Below are 16,143 nucleotides of genomic sequence, written 5' to 3'. Positions count from 1 at the left end.
GGCCGAGGCCGCCGCTCCGACGCCCACGCCGGCACCCGCCCCGGCGCCCGTGGTGGCCGCCCCGCGCCCGCCCGCCGTGCCCGCCCCCGCGGTGGATGAGCCCGGTTTCCTCAGCAGCCTCACCGAGAACCCGCTGCTGCTGCCCGTGGCAGGCGGCTTGCTGGCCTTGCTCGCCGGCCTGGGCCTGTGGCGCGTGCGCCAACGCAAGGCCAACGCCAATGTCGACAGCTCCTTCCTCGAGAGCCGTCTGCAGCCCGACTCCTTCTTCGGCTCCAGCGGCGGCCAGCGCATCGACACCGCCGAGGCCATGGCCTCGGGCTCGTCAATGGTCTATTCGCCCAGCCAACTCGACGCCGCGGGCGACGTGGATCCGGTGGCCGAAGCCGATGTGTACCTCGCCTACGGCCGCGACCTGCAGGCCGAGGAAATCCTCAAGGAGGCCATGCGCAGCACGCCCACGCGCGTGGCCATCCACACCAAGCTGCTCGAGATCTACGCCAAACGCCGCGACGCGCGCGCCTTCGAGGTGGTGGCCAGCGAGGCCTTCGGGCTCACGCAGGGTGACGGCCCCGAGTGGGAGCGCGCCTGCGAACTCGGCCGCGAACTCGATCCCACCAACCCGCTGTACCACCCCGGCGGCAAGCCCGTGCCCAAAGCCGGTCTGGCCGCTGCCACCGCGGCCGGCGGCCTGCACGCCTTCGGCCCCAGCACGGTCAACCTCGACTCGCAGGCGTCCACGGGCGCCGGCCCGCTCGACCTGGACCTCGACATCCCGATCGACGACGCGCCGGTTTCTCGTCCCGCCCCGGCCGAACGGCCCGACATGGCCGCCATGTCGGACCTGGACGACCTCGACGCCACCGAAGCCCTGACCGCGCCCTCGGCGCCGCCGGCCAGCGCCCCGTCCTCGATGTCGATGGACTTCGACCTCGATCTGCCCTCGCCCGCCAACGAGGCCGAGCGCTCGGCCACCACGCCGGCCGACATCGAAGTGCCCAGCCTGGGTCAGGGCGCGCCCGACAGCATCAGCGCCCCCAACTTCGACCTCGACCTGAAGACCACCTCCACCAAGGCCGGCCTCGCCCCCGAGCCCGCTGGCAGCCTGATGGACTTCAACCTCGACGGTCTCAACCTGGACCTCGACAGCGGCCACAAGGAGCCCGTGACCATGGCGCCCGCGGGCGATCTCACCGAAGAGAACCCGCTCGAGACCAAGCTCTCGCTGGCCGAGGAGTTCCGCGCCATTGGCGACTTCGAAGGCGCTCGTTCGCTGGCCGAGGAAGTGCTGGCCGAAGCGTCCGGCCCGCTCAAGGCCAAGGCCAGCACCTTCCTGGCCGATCTGACCACCTGATCCGACCGCCCGACGCCGTCGCTTGACCGAATCCCCGGAAGAGTCCCCCACCACGCCCAGCCCGATGCACCGCATCGCGCTGGGCGTGAGCTTTAACGGCCGAGCGTATGACGGCTGGCAAAGCCAGCCCAGCGGCAACACGGTTCAAGACAAGCTGGAAGACGCGCTCGCGCGCTTCAGCGCCCTGCCCGCCGTGAACACGCTGTGCGCCGGCCGCACCGACGCCGGCGTGCACGGGCTCATGCAGGTGGTGCACTTCGACACGCCGCTGGAGCGGGCCGAATACGCCTGGGTGCGTGGCACCAACAGCTTCCTGCCGCCCGACATCGCGGTGCAGTGGGCGCATGAGGTCCCCGCGGCCTTCCACGCCCGCGCCAGTGCCATCGCCCGCCGCTACGCCTACGTGCTGCTCGAATCTCCCGTGCGGCCGAGCGTGGAACAGGGGCAGGTGGGTTGGGTGTTCCGCCCACTCGATGCCGAGGCCATGCGCCGGGCCGCCGAACGCCTCCTCGGCGAGCACGACTTCACCTCCTTTCGCGCCTCGCAATGCCAGGCCCACACTCCGGTGAAGACCCTGCGCCGCATCGAGATCGCGCGGCGCGGCGCCTACTGGCGCTTCGAGTTCGAGGCCAACGCCTTCCTGCACCACATGATCCGCAACATCATGGGCTGCCTCATCGCCATCGGCAGCGGCCACCAGCCACCCGGGTGGATGGCCGAGGTGCTCGCCGCGCGCAGCCGCGACGCCGCCGCACCCACCTTCTCCCCCGACGGCCTGTACTTTCTCGGCCCGGTCTACGATGCCGCCTGGGGCCTGCCCGATCGCACGCCCGCTTTCGACTGGTTGCCATGACGCCCGCCCACCGCACCCGCATCAAGTTCTGCGGCCTCACCCGCGAGGCCGACGTGGACGCGGCCGTGCGATCCGGGGCCGACGCCGTGGGCTTCGTGCTCTACGAGCCCAGCCCGCGCTTCGTATCGCCCGAACGGGCCGGCGAACTGGCGCGCCGCTTGCCCGCCTTCGTCACGCCGGTGCTGCTCTTCGTCAACGCCAGCCCCGAGTGGATCGCACGGGGCCTGCGCGCCGTGCCCCATGCCCTGCTGCAGTTGCACGGCGACGAGTCGCCGGCCGAGGCGCAGGCCCCGGGGCGGCCTTACCTGCGCGCCGCGCGCATCCCGGCCGGCGAGGCCGGGAAATCCTTCGATCTCCTACAATTCGCCGATGATTTCGCCTCTGCCCAAGCCATCCTGCTCGACGCCCACATCGAGGGGTTCGGTGGCGGCGGCCAATCCTTCGACTGGACGGCCTTCACGTGGTCACACCCTCGACTAAACGCCAGCTCTCGCCTCGTTTTGTCTGGTGGACTCACGCCTGCAAACGTGACCGATGGCATCAGGCTCATCCGGCCCTGGGCCGTTGACGTGAGCTCCGGCATCGAGGTGTCCAAGGGCATCAAGAGCGCCGACAAGATGCAGGCCTTCGTGGCCGCCGTGCGCGCCGCCGATCGCGCCAACGATCCGGCGCCAGCACCCTCCCCGCAGCGATCCTGACCCTTCCTCGGGTCGCGCGCGGGCCATCCACCGCACAGGATTTCGCATGCAGACCTACCAGCAACCCGACGCCCGAGGCCATTTCGGCATCTACGGCGGCAGCTTCGTGAGCGAAACGCTCACCCACGCCATCAACGAACTGAAGGCGGCCTACGAGAAGTACCAGCACGACCCGGACTTCCTCGCCGAATTCCGCCACGAGCTCGCGCACTTCGTGGGCCGGCCCAGCCCGGTCTACCACGCCGCGCGCATGAGCCGCGAGATGGGCGGCGCACAGATCTTCCTCAAGCGCGAGGACCTCAACCACACCGGCGCGCACAAGGTGAACAACACCATCGGCCAGGCCATGCTGGCGCGCCGCATGGGCAAGCCGCGCATCATTGCCGAGACCGGCGCGGGCCAGCACGGCGTGGCCACGGCCACCATCTGCGCGCGCTACGGCCTGGAATGCGTGGTCTACATGGGCAGCGAGGACGTGAAGCGCCAGAGCCCCAACGTCTTTCGCATGAAGCTGCTGGGCGCCACCGTGGTACCCGTGGAGAGCGGCAGCAAGACCCTGAAGGATGCGCTGAACGAGGCCATGCGCGACTGGGTCGCCAACGTGGACAACACCTTCTACATCATCGGCACCGTGGCCGGCCCGCATCCCTACCCGATGATGGTGCGCGACTTCCAGAGCGTGATCGGCGAGGAATGCCTCAAGCAGATGCCCGAGATGCTGCGCGAGGCGAACTGCGCAGGCGAGCAGCCCGATGCGGTGATCGCCTGCGTGGGCGGCGGCAGCAACGCCATGGGCATCTTCCACCCCTACATCGCGCACCAGAACACCCGCCTGATCGGCGTGGAGGCCGCCGGCGAGGGGCTGGACAGCGACAAACACGCCGCCTCGCTCCAGCGCGGGAGCCCCGGCGTGCTGCACGGCAACCGCACCTACGTGCTGCAAGACGACAACGGACAAGTCACCGAGACGCACAGCGTGAGCGCCGGCCTGGACTACCCCGGCGTGGGCCCCGAGCACGCCTACCTCAAGGACATCGGCCGCGCCGAGTACGTGGGCGTCACCGACACCGAGGCGCTGGAGGCCTTCCACTACCTCTGCCGCACCGAGGGCATCATCCCCGCCCTCGAGTCCAGCCACGCGGTGGCGTACGCGATGAAGCTCGCCAAGACCATGAAGCCCACGCAGTCGATCCTGGTCAACCTCTCGGGCCGCGGCGACAAGGACATCGGCACCGTCGCCGATCTTTCGGGCGCCGATTTTTACGACCGCCCCTCCATGCGCGGCCACACCGTCAAAGGGGGCCCAGCCAAATGAGCCGCATCGACAAGACCCTGTCCGAACTCAAGTCCCAGAGCCGCAAGGCACTGATCCCCTACGTCACCGCCGGCTTCCCCTTCGCCGACATCACGCCCGAGCTGATGCAGGGCATGGCCGAGGCCGGTGCCGACATCATCGAGCTCGGCGTGCCCTTCTCCGATCCGTCGGCCGACGGCCCCGTGATCCAGAAGGCCGGCGAGCGCGCGCTCGCCGCCGGCATCGGCCTCGTGCAGGTGCTGGCCATGGTCAAGCGCTTTCGCGAACGCAACACCAGCACGCCCGTGGTGCTCATGGGCTACGCGAACCCGGTGGAGCGCTACGACCAGAAGCACGGCACCGGCGCCTTCGTGAACGACGCGGCCGAGGCCGGCGTGGACGGCGTGCTGGTGGTGGACTACCCGCCCGAGGAATGCGAGGACTTCGCCCGCGCCCTGCGCGCGCGCGGCATGGACCTGATCTTCCTGCTGGCCCCCACCTCCACCGACGAACGCATGGCCCAGGTGGCGCGCGTGGCCAGCGGCTACGTGTACTACGTTTCACTCAAGGGCGTCACCGGCGCGGGCACGCTGGACGTGTCCCAGGTGGAAGCCATGCTGCCGCGCATCCGCGCGCACGTGAACATTCCCGTCGGCGTGGGTTTCGGCATACGGGACGCGGACACCGCCCGCGCCATCGGCCGCACCGCCGACGCGGTGGTGATCGGCAGCAAGCTCATCCAGCTCATCGAAGACGAACCGCACGAGAAGGTGGTGCCCGTGGCCGTCCAGTTCGTGCGCACCATCCGAAAAGCGCTGGACGCATAATCCCGCCTCGCGCCCCTCACTCCCCCGGAGACCCGCATGTCCTGGCTCGAAAAGCTGCTCCCCCCCAAGATCACCCCGACCGACCCCACCGAGCGCCGCAGCGTGCCCGAGGGCCTGTGGGTGAAGTGCCCCAGCTGCGAGGCCGTGCTCTACAAGAACGACCTCGAGAAGAACCAGAACGTCTGCCCGCACTGCTCGCACCACCACCGCATCGGTGCGCGCGCGCGGCTCAACGGCTTCCTGGACGCCGAAGGCCGCTACGAGATCGGGCAAGAGGTGCTGCCGGTGGACGCGCTCAAGTTCAAGGACAGCCGCAAGTACCCCGAACGCCTGAAGGAAGCCCTGGAGACCACCAGCGAGACCGATGCGCTCATCGTCATGGGCGGCGCGGTCAAGGGCATGAGCCTGGTCACCGCCTGCTTCGAATTCGACTTCATGGGCGGCTCCATGGGCTCGGTCGTCGGCGAGCGCTTCGTGCGCGGCGTCGAGGAAGCCATCGCGCAGAAGGTGCCCTTCGTGTGCTTCACCGCCACCGGTGGCGCGCGCATGCAGGAAGGCCTGCTCTCGCTCATGCAGATGGCCAAGACCAACGCTTCGCTCACGCGCCTGGCCAAGAAGGGCCTGCCCTACATCAGCGTGCTGACCGACCCGACCATGGGCGGCGTGAGCGCGGGCTTCGCCTTCGTGGGCGACGTGGTGATCGCCGAGCCCAAGGCGCTGATCGGTTTCGCCGGCCCGCGCGTGATCGAGAACACCGTGCGCGTGAAGCTGCCCGAAGGCTTCCAGCGCGCCGAGTTCCTGCAGACGAAGGGCGCGGTCGACTTCATCTGCGACCGCCGCGAACTGCGCGCCACCGTGGCCAACCTGCTGGCCATGATGCAGCGCCAGAGCGCCGACGCGGTGGTCGAGGATTGAGCGACACCCCGGCGGCGGCTGAGGCGCTCAAGCTCGCCCAGCTGCCCCTCTTCCCGCTGCAGACCGTCCTGTTCCCGGGCGGCTGGCTACCGCTTCGCATCTTCGAGGTGCGCTACCTCGACATGATCGGGCGCTGCCACAAGGCCGGCGCGCCCTTCGGCGTGGTGAGCCTGAGCGAAGGCAGCGAGGTGCGCCGGCTCGACCCGAACGCCCCGCCCGGGGGCGACGGTTTCGCCAAGGAGGTCTTCCACCCGGTCGGCGTGCTCGCGCGCATCGAATCACTGGAGAAGCCTCAGCCGGGCCTGTTCATGATCCGCTGTCAGGGCCTGCAGCGCTTCAGCGTCACGCGGCGCACGCGCCTGCCCCACGGCCTGTGGGTGGCCGATGTGGACCTGCTGCCCGCCGACGTTTCCACGCCGGTGCCGGACGAGCTCGCCTCCGTGGCCATTGGCCTGAAACGCGTGCTGGAGAACCTGCGCGAGCGCCAACCCGGCGCCCATGAGCAACTGCCGATCCAGCCGCCCTACCACTGGGACGACGCCGGCTGGGTGGCCAACCGCTGGTGCGAACTGGTGCCCGCCCCGGTGGCGCTCAAGCAGCGCCTGATGGCACTGGACAACCCCTTGCTGCGCCTTGAACTCGTGGGCGACCTGCTCGAGAAGCTCGGGCTGGACCGCTGAAGGGCGCACCCGTTCAGGGCAGCATCGACAGCGCGTGCATGTAGCGGGCGTCCACCATCAGATCGTCCCAGGCCATGGCCTTGCCCTGGGGCAGCAGCGCACGGCGACGCTCCTCGCTGACCGGCGACGGCACCCAGTCGCCCTGCATCGCGGCGCGCGCGAGCTCGTCGATGGCCTCGTCGATCGGCGCACCGCCCTCGACCACGCTCTGGTTGCACAGCAGCACCATGTCGCAGCCCGCCTGCAGCGCGGCGGTGGCGGCCTCGGCGAAGCGCACCGCCCGGCCCTCGATCTGCCGCGCCGCGGCCATGCCCAGGTCGTCACTGAAGACCGCACCCGTGAAGCCCAGGCGCACGCGCAGCACGTCCTGCAGCCATCGCGCGGAGAAGCCGGCGGGACGCGCGTCCACCTTGGGGTAGATCACGTGGGCGGGCATGACAGCGCTGAGCGAGGCGCTGAGCCAACCGTAGGGCAAGGCGTCATCGGCCAGGATGGCCTTGAGCGAGCGGGTGTCGCGCGGGATCTCGTGGTGCGTGTCGCCGCGCACGTAGCCGTGCCCGGGAAAGTGCTTGCCGCAGTTGGCCATGCCGCTTTGCCGCAGGCCGTGCATCAGCGCCTGCGCGAGCATCGCCACCACGCGCGGGTCGCGCGCGAAGGCGCGGTCGCCGATGACGGAGCTGTCGCCGTGGTCGAGGTCGAGCACCGGCGTGAAGCTCAGGTCCACGCCGCAGGCGCGCAGCTCCGCGCCCAGCACGAAGCCGGCCGCCGTGGCGGCGTCGATCGCCCGCATCGCCCCGTCACCGTCGGCACCGCCAGCCATCCAGCGCTCGCCGAAGGCGGCCATGGGCGGCAAGGCGGTGAAGCCATCGGTGCGGAAACGCTGCACGCGGCCGCCCTCCTGGTCGATGGCCACCAACAGGTCTTCGCGCACCGCCTTGATCTCCGCGCACAGCCGCGTGAGCTGCGCGCGGTCGCGCCAGTTGCGGCTGAAGAGGATGGCGCCGCCCACCAGGGGGTGGTCCAGGCGCTGGCGATCGGTGTCGCTCAGCGCCAGGCCGGCGACGTCGATGATCAGGGGGGCGTGGTGGTTCATGGCGATGGGGAATCGGTGCGTTCGACGACCACGAAGCTGGCCGCGTAATCAGTCTCGTCGGTCACGGTCACGTGCGCGCGCAGACCCTGGGATTCGAACCAGGTCTTGAGCTCGCCGTGCAACACGATGACGGGTTGGCCACTGGGCAGATTGGCGATCTCGCAACGGCGCCAGCTCATGGGCATGCGCATGCCCAGGCCGATGGCCTTGGAGAAGGCCTCCTTGGCCGAGAAGCGCGTGGCCAGGTAGCGCAGGCCGCGCTGCGGCCAGCGCGCGCTGCGGCGCTGCCAGACGGCGAACTCGGCCTCGCTGAGCACCTTGCTCGCGAAGCGCTCGCCCTGGCGTTCCATCGTGGCCGCGATGCGGCGCACGTCGCAGATGTCGGTGCCGATGCCGTAGATCATGCGAAGGCGTCGGCGATGCAGCGCTTGTAGGCCACGACGGTGGCTTCGTAGCCGAGCTCGAGCGCGTCGGCGATGAGAGCGTGGCCGATGGACACCTCGCTGACGCCGGGCACGGTGCGCAGGAACGGCGTGAGGTTGTCGCGGTTGAGGTCGTGGCCGGCGTTCACGGCCAGACCCGCGTCGAGCGCGGCTTGCGAGGCGCGCTCGAAGCGGCGCAGTTGCGCGTCCTGCCCGGGCGTGCCGAAGGCGGCGGCGTAGGGCTCGGTGTAGAACTCGACGCGGTCGGCCCCGACCGCCTTGGCCGCGGCCATCTGATCGGCTTCAGCGTCCATGAACAGGCTCACGCGCACGCCCAGCGCCTGGCACTCAGCGATCAGCGGGCGCAGGCGTTCGGCGTCTTCGGGAAAGCGCCAGCCGTGGTCGCTGGTGAACTGGCCTTCCGCGTCAGGGACGAAGGTGGCCTGGTGCGGGCGCACGGCGCGCACGAAGTCCATGAGGTTGTGGAAGGGGTTGCCCTCGATGTTGTACTCGCACCCGGGCCAGGCCTTGAGCACGGCAGCCAAGTCGTGCACGTCGTGCGCGCGGATGTGGCGCTCGTCGGGCCGCGGGTGCACGGTGATGCCCGCGGCGCCGGCCTGCAGGCACAGCGTGGCCGCGCGCGTGACGGAGGGAATGCCCAGGTGGCGGGTGTTGCGCACCAGCGCGACCTTGTTGAGATTGACGGACAGCGCGGTTCGGGGGTGCACCATGCTCGGGCTCGGTCAGGAATCGGTTGAAGCGGCGTCGGCGGCATGCCCGCGCCGGCGGCGCATGGCCTGCACGTCGAGCATGAGCTGGCGCGTGCGGAACACGCGCACGCCGCCATGGTAGTGCAGCAGGTTGCGCAGGGGGATGCGCAGGGTCGGCGCGATGTCCGCGCAGACCCGCAGCACCGGCACGAAGGGCGCGGGATCGTCCAGGGCCTGCTGCAGATCGCGCCAGCGGCCGGCGTCCAGCGCGTGGTGGTCGTCCTCGTGCGCCACGCGAAGGCCCGACTCGGCCTGCAATACGTAGCGCTCGCCGTCGAGCAGCGGCGACAGTGTGGCGCCTTCGCGCACCAGGTCGGGCAGCAGGCCGATCTCGCGCAGCATCAACAACTCGAAGGCGCGCAGCACCACGGTGCGGGCCTCGGGCTGGTCGGCCAGGGTGTGCACGGCGGTGGCGAACCAGTCGAACAGGCGCGGGTACGGGTCGTCGCGCGCCAGCAGCTTCACCAGCAGTTCATTGAGGTAGCTGCCGGCGATGAGCGCCTCGCCGGTGGGCATGACGTGCCCGCCCACCCAGTGCGCCGCCTTGAGCGTGCGCACCTCGGCGTCGCCGCTCCAGCTCAGCTGCAGGGGCTGCAGGGGCAGCAGCACGGGTCGGAACTGCGAGGTGGGCCGCTTCACGCCCTTGGCCACCAGGGCGATGCGGCCGTGGTAACGCGTGAACACCTCGAGCACGAGGCTGGTCTCGCTCCAGTCGTAGCGGTGCAGGACGAACGCCGATTCGTCCGCGACCCGAGCCTTCATCGGAGAGAGTCGGCCTGCCGCCGGGCCGCCCCAAGGCAGGCCAGCCCCCTCGGGGGGCAGCGACCCGCGCAGCGGCGGAGCGTGGGGGCCTCATTCATATCCGAAGGAGCGCACGCGAGCGTCGTCGTCGGCCCAGCCGGAGCGGACCTTGACCCACAACTCCAGGAACACCTTGCCGCCCCAGAGCTTTTCCAGCTCCATGCGGGCTTCGGTGCCGATGCGCTTGAGCTTCTCGCCCTTGTCGCCGATCACCATGCCCTTGTGCCCTTCGCGCTCGACCACGATGGTGGCGGCGATGCGGCGCAACTGGCCCTCTTCCTCGAAGCGGTCGATGACCACGGTGGAGGTGTAGGGCAGCTCGTCACCCGTGAGGCGGAACAGCTTCTCGCGCACCATTTCGGCGGCCATGAAGCGCTCGCTGCGGTCGGTCAGCTCCTCGGCGTCGTGGATCCAGGGCTGCTGCGGCAGGTACTTCTCGCAGATGCCGAACAGGCGCTGGATGTCCTTGGGCGCCTTGGCCGACATGGGCACGAACTCGGCGAAGGGGTGGCGCTCCTGCATGGAACGCAGCCACGGCGCCAGTTCACCGCGGCGGTGCACCTCGTCCAGCTTGTTCGCCAGCAGGATGACCGGCACCGAGGGCGGCAGCAACGAGAGCACCTTGGCGTCGGCCAGGTTGAAACGGCCGGCCTCGACGACGAAAAGGATCAGGTCCACGTCCGTCACCGCGCCCAGCACCGTCTTGTTCAGCGATCGGTTGAGCGCGTTGCCGTGGCGGGTCTGGAAACCGGGCGTGTCCACGAAGATGAACTGCGACGCGCCCTCGGTTCGGATGCCCGTGATGCGGTGGCGCGTGGTCTGGGCCTTGCGCGAGGTGATGCTGACTTTTTGCCCCACCAGTGCGTTGAGCAGCGTGGACTTGCCGACGTTGGGCTTGCCCACGATGGCCACGTAGCCGCAGCGCTTGTCGGACTCGGCCACCTCGGGGCGCGGCGCCTCGGGTGCGTCAGTGGCGTCGGCCGAGGCGGGCTTGCCGAGCGCGCGCGCCAGCATCGCCTCGAGGTGGGCGTCGGCGGGCGGCGGGGCGGGCGTCTTCTGGCTCATGGGGTGGTTTTGTCGGCGGATGAGGCGCTCAGGTGTTGCAGCATGGCGGCGGCGGCGGCTTGTTCGCCCGCGCGCCGCGAGGCGCCGATGCCGCGCTCGCTGTGGCCGGTTTCCTGCACGGTGCATTCCACATCGAAGGTCTGCTTGTGCGCCTCGCCCAGCGTGGCCACCACGCGGTAGACGGGCAACTTCATTTTGCGGCCCTGCAGCCACTCCTGCAATTCGGTTTTCGGGTCTTTGCCCAAAGCCGTCATGCTGGTGCTGAGCTCGACGCCGCCATAGAGGCGCCGCACCAGTTGCGCGGCGGTTTCGAAGCCGGCGTCGAGATACACGGCGCCGATCACGGCTTCCAGCGCGTCGGCCAGGATGGAGGGGCGCTTGTGCCCGCCCGAGCGCTTTTCGCCGTCGCCCAGCCGCAATCCCGACGACAAGCCCAGCGCCTGGGCCAGTTCGAACAGCGTGTCCTGCTTGACCAGGTTGGCGCGCACCCGCGAGAGATCGCCCTCGGGCAAGGCATTGAGTTTCTCGAACAGCAGGCCGGAGATGGCCAGATTGAGCACGGAGTCGCCGAGGAATTCCAGGCGCTCATTGTGGTCGGCGCCAAAGCTGCGGTGGGTCAGCGCCCGCTCCAGCAGGCGGGGGTTGGCAAAGCGGTGCTGCAGCCGGCTCTGCAGCGCGGTGAGATCGGGGTTCAAGCCATCAACCGGGCCGGGCTCATTGCGAGCTGCCCTTGTACTTCATCACCAGCCAGCCCGGGCCCGCCAGGTGAATTTCGCGGCTGTAGTCGAAGGACACGACCACGCGATCGCCCTGCTTGCCGACGGTGAGGTCCTTGCCGGAGATGGTGCGGATATCGTCGATCGTGGCGGCCTTGTCGAAGATGCTGCGCACCTCGGCCACCGTACCGCCCGCTGCGGCCTTCTGCACCGCCTTTTGCACGGCCAGGTACTCCAGGTACGTGGGAAACACCTGCGCCGCCACGATGCCTGCCAGTGCCAGCAGGGTACCGACGATGATCAGGCCGACGAAGGTCAGGCCCCGTTGTTGCCGCTTCAACTTCATGCGTGTTCCTCCAGAGCGTTCGTCGTCACTCGAACGAGCCGATGCGACCGAAATCGCCAAAATTCATCCAGACGAAAAAGGCCTTGCCGACGATATTCGCTTCGGGCACAAAGCCCCAATACCGCGAGTCGAGCGAATTGTCGCGATTGTCGCCCATCATGAAGTAGTGCCCGGCGGGCACCTTGCAGACCATGCCTTCGACGCTGTAGCGGCAGCCATCCGCAAACGGGAACTGCGTGGCGCCCTCGACGAAGGCCGGGCGCGTGTCCTCGTTGAGGATGTTGTAGTGCTTGCCCCCCAGGCTTTCCTGCCATTGCTTGGCGTAGCGCATCGAGTCCTTGTCGAAGAAGTCGGGCTGCGCCACCCGGGGCACGGGCTGGCCATTGACCGTGAGTTGCTTGTTCAGGTAGGCCACCTCGTCGCCAGGCAGGCCGACCACGCGCTTGATGTAGTCCAGGCTGGGTTTGGGCGGGTAGCGGAAGACGATCACGTCGCCGCGCTGCGGCGCATGGTTGTCCCAGACCTTCGTATTCAGGACGGGCAGACGAATACCGTAGTGGTACTTGTTCACCAGGATCAGGTCGCCCACGCGCAGAGTGGGGATCATGGAGCCCGAGGGGATCTTGAACGGCTCGAACAGGAAGGAGCGCAGCACGAAGACGGCCAGGATCACAGGGAACAGGCCCGCCGTCCAGTCCAGCCACCAGGGCTGGGCCAGCGCCCGTTGACGCGCCGGCTCGATGTCACCCTCGATCTGGCTGAAGCCCTGCTTGGCCAGAGCTTCCTTGCGTTGCTGATGCTCCTGCACCAGGTGGTCGGCCACGCGGCGGCGCTGCGGCAGGAACACCAGTTTGTCGATCACCCAGTAGATGCCGGTGACCAGCGTCGCCAGCATCAGCAGGAGCGAGAAGTTGCCCTCCACCGCGCCCGAATACCAGGCCACGGCATAGAGCCCGAACGCCGCGAGGATCGCCCCCGTGACCGCACCCATGGCGGACTTCATCAGTCTTGCACCTGCAGGATTGCCAGGAAAGCCTCCTGGGGCACTTCGACGGAGCCGATCTGTTTCATGCGCTTCTTGCCAGCCTTCTGTTTTTCGAGCAGTTTGCGTTTGCGGGTGATGTCACCACCGTAGCATTTTGCCAGCACGTTCTTGCGCAGCGCCTTGATGGTCTCGCGCGCGATCACGTTGCCGCCGATGGCCGCCTGGATCGCCACGTCGAACATCTGGCGGCTGATGATTTCGCGCATCTTGGCCGCCACCGCGCGGCCGCGGTACTGCGACTGGCTGCGGTGCACGATGATGGACAGGGCGTCGACCTTCTCGCCATTGAGCAGGATGTCGACCTTGACCACGTCGGACGCGCGGTACTCCTTGAACTCGTAGTCCATGCTCGCGTAACCGCGGCTGACGGACTTGAGCTTGTCGAAGAAGTCCAGGACGATCTCGCCCAGCGGCAGTTCGTAGGTCAGCATGACCTGCTTGCCGTGATAGGCCATGTTGATCTGCACGCCACGCTTCTGGTTGGCCAGCGTCATTACCGGGCCCACGTATTCCTGCGGCATGTACAGGTGCACGGTGACGATGGGCTCACGGATCTCTTCGATGCGGCCGGCGTCGGGCATCTTGGACGGGTTCTCCACCATGAGCACCTCGCCGTCGCCCTTGACCACCTGGTACACCACGCTGGGCGCGGTGGTGATGAGGTCCTGGTCGAACTCGCGCTCCAGGCGCTCCTGCACGATTTCCATGTGCAGCAGGCCCAGGAAACCGCAACGAAAGCCGAAGCCCAGCGCCTGCGACACCTCGGGCTCGTAGTGCAGCGAGGCGTCGTTGAGCTTGAGCTTCTCCAGCGCGTCGCGCAGGGCGTCGTACTGGTTGGCCTCGGTGGGGTACAGGCCGGCGAACACCTGCGGCTGCACCTCCTTGAAGCCGGGCAGCGGCCGCTCCGCGGGGCCGGCGTTGTTGGGCAGCTTCTTTTCCAGCGTGACGGTGTCGCCCACCTTGGCGGCCGCCAGTTCCTTGATGCCCGCGATGATGTAGCCCACCTCCCCCGCCTCCAGCGATTCGCGAGGCTGCGTGGCCGGCGTGAACACGCCCAGGTTGTCGGCGTTGTAGGCCGCGTTGGTGGCCATGAGCTTGAAGCGCTCGCCCTTGAGCAGCCGGCCGTCCACCACGCGCACCAGCATCACCACGCCGACGTAGGCGTCGTACCAGCTGTCGATGATCATGGCGCGAAGGGGTGCGTCGGGATTGCCGCGAGGCGGCGGCACCTTGGCGATGACCGCTTCGAGGATCTCTTCCACGCCCATACCGGTCTTGGCCGAGCAGGGAATGGCGTCGCTGGCGTCGATGCCGATCACGTCCTCGATTTCACTCTTGGCGTTCTCGGGATCGGCGTTGGGCAGGTCCATCTTGTTGAGGACCGGCAGCACCTCCACGCCCAGGTCGAGCGCGGTGTAGCAGTTGGCCACGGTCTGGGCCTCGACACCCTGGCTTGCGTCCACCACCAGCAAGGCGCCCTCGCAGGCCGACAGGGAACGCGAGACCTCGTAGGAGAAGTCCACGTGACCGGGCGTGTCGATCAGGTTGAGGTTGTAGACGCGGCCATCGCGGGCCTTGTACTGCAGCGCGGCGGTCTGCGCCTTGATGGTGATGCCGCGCTCTTTCTCGATGTCCATCGAGTCGAGCACCTGCTCGCTCATCTCGCGATCGGAGAGGCCGCCACAGAGGGAAATGATGCGATCCGCGAGCGTCGATTTGCCATGATCGATGTGCGCGATGATCGAGAAATTGCGTATGTGGTTCATCAGAGGACCAGGCCAGGGACCATGTTCATCGTGCGCCGGGCCAAGGCGCGCGACCATAAAAAAGGGCGCGTCAGCTGCTGACGCGCCCGTAACCAACAATCAATGGCAACTGCGATAGTTGGGGTTTCATTGTAGGCAAAAAGCCCCTCGCAGACAGCCGCCACCGAGCTTCCAAGCCCTGTCGCCGGGCCGCAACAGGGCAGTTGTTTACAGCTTATCCACAGGCTTTGGGTACAAGCTGTGCAGCGGCTGTGGATCAGACTGGGACATCACGACCAGGGCTCCCGCATCGTGAATTCGGGGGCCTTTGAGCCGCCTCAATCTGTGGACAACATGTGCGATTTTATCGAATCCGGTCATGAGTGAATGGATTCTTGTTGGTGTCCACTAACTTTCCACCCAGGCGGCCGGTCCAATGGCCTCGGCGGCCCGTGGCGCCTTCGAAACACCTCGCGACAGACGGCGCAGATGCCCAGCGGGGGCCGGGGTTATTGACCCACGTCGCCCAAAAGCCGCTCCACGAGCATTCACCGGGCTTGCGGACGCACCACCGCGTACTGCGCCCACTCACCACGGCGCAGCAGCAGGTTCACGGGCTTGTTCTTGTCCACCCGCGCGAGCGCTGCTTCCACGTCTTTCACCGACGACACCTCAGCATTGGCCACCGCCACGATGACATCGCCCTCGCGCAGGCCGGCGCGCGTGGCGGGCCCCGTCACGCCCATGACGCGCACACCACCGCGTACCTTGAGCGCCTTGGCCTCGTCGGCGCTGAGTTCGGCCAGGGTCAGACCCAGCGCCTGCACGGCGTTGCTGCTGGGCACCGGCGTGGGTTCGGGTGCCGCCGCGCGCGCCTCGGGACGCTCGGGCTCGAGCTCGGCGACCACTACGTTCAGGTCGCGCTGGCTGCCCCGGCGCAGCACCGTCATGGCACTGCGCGTGCCGGGTTTGGTGTTGCCCACCAGGCGCGGCAGATCGACCGACTTGTCGATCTCCTTGCCGTCGAATCTGAGGATGATGTCGCCCGGCTCGACGCCCGCCTTGGCCGCCGGCGAATCGGGTTCGACACCGCGCACCAGCGCGCCCTTGGGTTGCGCCATGCCCAGCGACTCGGCCACCTCTTTGCTGACCTGGTCGATGCGCACGCCGATGCGACCGCGAGTGACGCGACCGCTGGCGCGCAGCTCGTTGGACACGCGCACGGCCTCGTCGATGGGGATGGCGAAGGAAATGCCCTGGAAGCCACCCGAGCGCGAGTAGATCTGGCTGTTGATGCCCACCACCTCGCCGCGCATGTTGATCAGCGGCCCGCCCGAATTGCCCGGGTTGATGGCCACGTCAGTCTGGATGAAGGGCAGGTAGTCGCCCGTGTCGCGCTGCTTGGCGCTCACGATGCCGGCCGTGACGGTGTTCTCCAGGCCGAAGGGGGAGCCGATCGCCATCACCCACTCACCCACGCGCAGGCGGTTGATGTCGCCCACCTTCACGGGCACGAGGCCGG

The 16,143-nt window shown here is 68.3% G+C and carries 17 protein-coding genes; 7 read left to right on the top strand and 10 right to left on the bottom strand.

From position 1 onward, the window contains the following. From VLG41_RS10825 to VLG41_RS10795, 7 genes are all read left to right on the top strand, one after another. On the top strand, positions 1 to 1,351 hold a 1,351-nt coding region (locus tag VLG41_RS10825), incomplete at its 5' end, for a FimV/HubP family polar landmark protein (protein ID WP_325349405.1). Positions 1,352 to 1,415: 64 nt separating this feature from the next. Then, complete coding sequence (truA, locus tag VLG41_RS10820; protein ID WP_325349406.1) at positions 1,416 to 2,204, top strand: tRNA pseudouridine(38-40) synthase TruA; 789 nt, start codon at positions 1,416 to 1,418, stop codon at positions 2,202 to 2,204. Then, on the top strand, positions 2,201 to 2,902 hold the full coding sequence (locus tag VLG41_RS10815; protein WP_325349404.1) for a phosphoribosylanthranilate isomerase: 702 nt from the start codon (positions 2,201 to 2,203) through the stop codon (positions 2,900 to 2,902). Before truA ends, VLG41_RS10815 begins: the two co-directional genes overlap by 4 nt. A gap of 46 nt (positions 2,903 to 2,948) precedes the next feature. Further along, positions 2,949 to 4,217 (top strand): tryptophan synthase subunit beta, encoded by a 1,269-nt coding sequence (gene trpB, locus VLG41_RS10810; protein ID WP_325349403.1) that lies wholly within the window; start codon positions 2,949 to 2,951, stop codon positions 4,215 to 4,217. Continuing rightward, positions 4,214 to 5,023, top strand: coding sequence for a tryptophan synthase subunit alpha (trpA, locus tag VLG41_RS10805; RefSeq protein WP_325349402.1), 810 nt, complete (start codon positions 4,214 to 4,216; stop codon positions 5,021 to 5,023). The genes trpB and trpA overlap by 4 nt, the downstream gene beginning before the upstream one ends. Before the next feature lie 36 nt (positions 5,024 to 5,059). Continuing rightward, positions 5,060 to 5,938: an acetyl-CoA carboxylase, carboxyltransferase subunit beta gene (accD, locus tag VLG41_RS10800; RefSeq protein ID WP_325349401.1), complete on the top strand. Its 879-nt coding sequence runs from the start codon at positions 5,060 to 5,062 to the stop codon at positions 5,936 to 5,938. Further along, on the top strand, positions 5,935 to 6,618 hold the full coding sequence (locus VLG41_RS10795) for an LON peptidase substrate-binding domain-containing protein (RefSeq protein ID WP_325349400.1): 684 nt from the start codon (positions 5,935 to 5,937) through the stop codon (positions 6,616 to 6,618). Before accD ends, VLG41_RS10795 begins: the two co-directional genes overlap by 4 nt. Before the next feature lie 13 nt (positions 6,619 to 6,631). On the opposite strand, the gene nagZ is transcribed toward VLG41_RS10795, so the two are convergent. From nagZ to VLG41_RS10745, 10 genes are all read right to left on the bottom strand, one after another. Continuing rightward, a complete protein-coding gene (gene nagZ / locus VLG41_RS10790; RefSeq protein ID WP_325349399.1) occupies positions 6,632 to 7,711 on the bottom strand; it encodes a beta-N-acetylhexosaminidase in 1,080 nt (359 codons plus the stop codon). Next, positions 7,708 to 8,115, bottom strand: coding sequence for a holo-ACP synthase (gene acpS, locus VLG41_RS10785; protein WP_325349398.1), 408 nt, complete (start codon positions 8,113 to 8,115; stop codon positions 7,708 to 7,710). The genes nagZ and acpS overlap by 4 nt, the downstream gene beginning before the upstream one ends. Then, complete coding sequence (locus VLG41_RS10780; protein ID WP_325349397.1) at positions 8,112 to 8,864, bottom strand: pyridoxine 5'-phosphate synthase; 753 nt, start codon at positions 8,862 to 8,864, stop codon at positions 8,112 to 8,114. The genes acpS and VLG41_RS10780 overlap by 4 nt, the downstream gene beginning before the upstream one ends. 12 nt (positions 8,865 to 8,876) lie before the next feature. Beyond that, positions 8,877 to 9,665 (bottom strand): DNA repair protein RecO, encoded by a 789-nt coding sequence (gene recO, locus VLG41_RS10775; RefSeq protein ID WP_325349396.1) that lies wholly within the window; start codon positions 9,663 to 9,665, stop codon positions 8,877 to 8,879. A gap of 90 nt (positions 9,666 to 9,755) precedes the next feature. After that, complete coding sequence (gene era / locus VLG41_RS10770) at positions 9,756 to 10,769, bottom strand: GTPase Era (protein ID WP_325349395.1); 1,014 nt, start codon at positions 10,767 to 10,769, stop codon at positions 9,756 to 9,758. Further along, positions 10,766 to 11,464, bottom strand: a complete 699-nt coding sequence (rnc, locus tag VLG41_RS10765; RefSeq protein ID WP_325349394.1) for a ribonuclease III — start codon at positions 11,462 to 11,464, stop codon at positions 10,766 to 10,768. The genes era and rnc overlap by 4 nt, the downstream gene beginning before the upstream one ends. 19 nt (positions 11,465 to 11,483) lie before the next feature. Further along, positions 11,484 to 11,831 carry a DUF4845 domain-containing protein gene (locus tag VLG41_RS10760; protein ID WP_325349393.1) on the bottom strand — a complete coding sequence of 116 codons (348 nt, stop codon included), beginning with the start codon at positions 11,829 to 11,831 and terminating at the stop codon, positions 11,484 to 11,486. Positions 11,832 to 11,856: 25 nt separating this feature from the next. Further along, entirely contained in the window at positions 11,857 to 12,834 is a 978-nt protein-coding gene (gene lepB, locus VLG41_RS10755) for a signal peptidase I (RefSeq protein WP_325349392.1), read from the bottom strand. Further along, positions 12,834 to 14,642 (bottom strand): translation elongation factor 4, encoded by a 1,809-nt coding sequence (gene lepA, locus VLG41_RS10750; protein WP_325349391.1) that lies wholly within the window; start codon positions 14,640 to 14,642, stop codon positions 12,834 to 12,836. Before lepA ends, lepB begins: the two co-directional genes overlap by 1 nt. A gap of 527 nt (positions 14,643 to 15,169) precedes the next feature. Then, the coding region (locus tag VLG41_RS10745; RefSeq protein ID WP_325349390.1) for a PDZ domain-containing protein at positions 15,170 to 16,143 on the bottom strand (974 nt) is incomplete at its 5' end.

It is taken from the genome of Hydrogenophaga sp. (assembly GCF_035481345.1).
Classification (GTDB): domain Bacteria; phylum Pseudomonadota; class Gammaproteobacteria; order Burkholderiales; family Burkholderiaceae_C; genus Hydrogenophaga.
Note: the sequence above shows the minus strand (reverse complement) of the source record. Positions and strands in the feature narration are given on the sequence as shown.

Excerpts from the sequence above, each read along its gene's own strand:
- truA (WP_325349406.1), top strand. The coding sequence starts at position 1,416 with ATGCACCGCATCGCGCTGGGCGTGAGCTTTAACGGCCGAGCGTATGAC.
- VLG41_RS10815 (WP_325349404.1), top strand. The coding sequence starts at position 2,201 with ATGACGCCCGCCCACCGCACCCGCATCAAGTTCTGCGGCCTCACCCGC.
- trpB (WP_325349403.1), top strand. The coding sequence starts at position 2,949 with ATGCAGACCTACCAGCAACCCGACGCCCGAGGCCATTTCGGCATCTAC.
- trpA (WP_325349402.1), top strand. The coding sequence starts at position 4,214 with ATGAGCCGCATCGACAAGACCCTGTCCGAACTCAAGTCCCAGAGCCGC.
- accD (WP_325349401.1), top strand. The coding sequence starts at position 5,060 with ATGTCCTGGCTCGAAAAGCTGCTCCCCCCCAAGATCACCCCGACCGAC.
- nagZ (WP_325349399.1), bottom strand. The coding sequence starts at position 7,711 with ATGAACCACCACGCCCCCCTGATCATCGACGTCGCCGGCCTGGCGCTG.
- acpS (WP_325349398.1), bottom strand. The coding sequence starts at position 8,115 with ATGATCTACGGCATCGGCACCGACATCTGCGACGTGCGCCGCATCGCG.
- VLG41_RS10780 (WP_325349397.1), bottom strand. The coding sequence starts at position 8,864 with ATGGTGCACCCCCGAACCGCGCTGTCCGTCAATCTCAACAAGGTCGCG.
- recO (WP_325349396.1), bottom strand. The coding sequence starts at position 9,665 with ATGAAGGCTCGGGTCGCGGACGAATCGGCGTTCGTCCTGCACCGCTAC.
- era (WP_325349395.1), bottom strand. The coding sequence starts at position 10,769 with ATGAGCCAGAAGACGCCCGCCCCGCCGCCCGCCGACGCCCACCTCGAG.
- VLG41_RS10760 (WP_325349393.1), bottom strand. The coding sequence starts at position 11,831 with ATGAAGTTGAAGCGGCAACAACGGGGCCTGACCTTCGTCGGCCTGATC.
- lepB (WP_325349392.1), bottom strand. The coding sequence starts at position 12,834 with ATGAAGTCCGCCATGGGTGCGGTCACGGGGGCGATCCTCGCGGCGTTC.
- lepA (WP_325349391.1), bottom strand. The coding sequence starts at position 14,642 with ATGAACCACATACGCAATTTCTCGATCATCGCGCACATCGATCATGGC.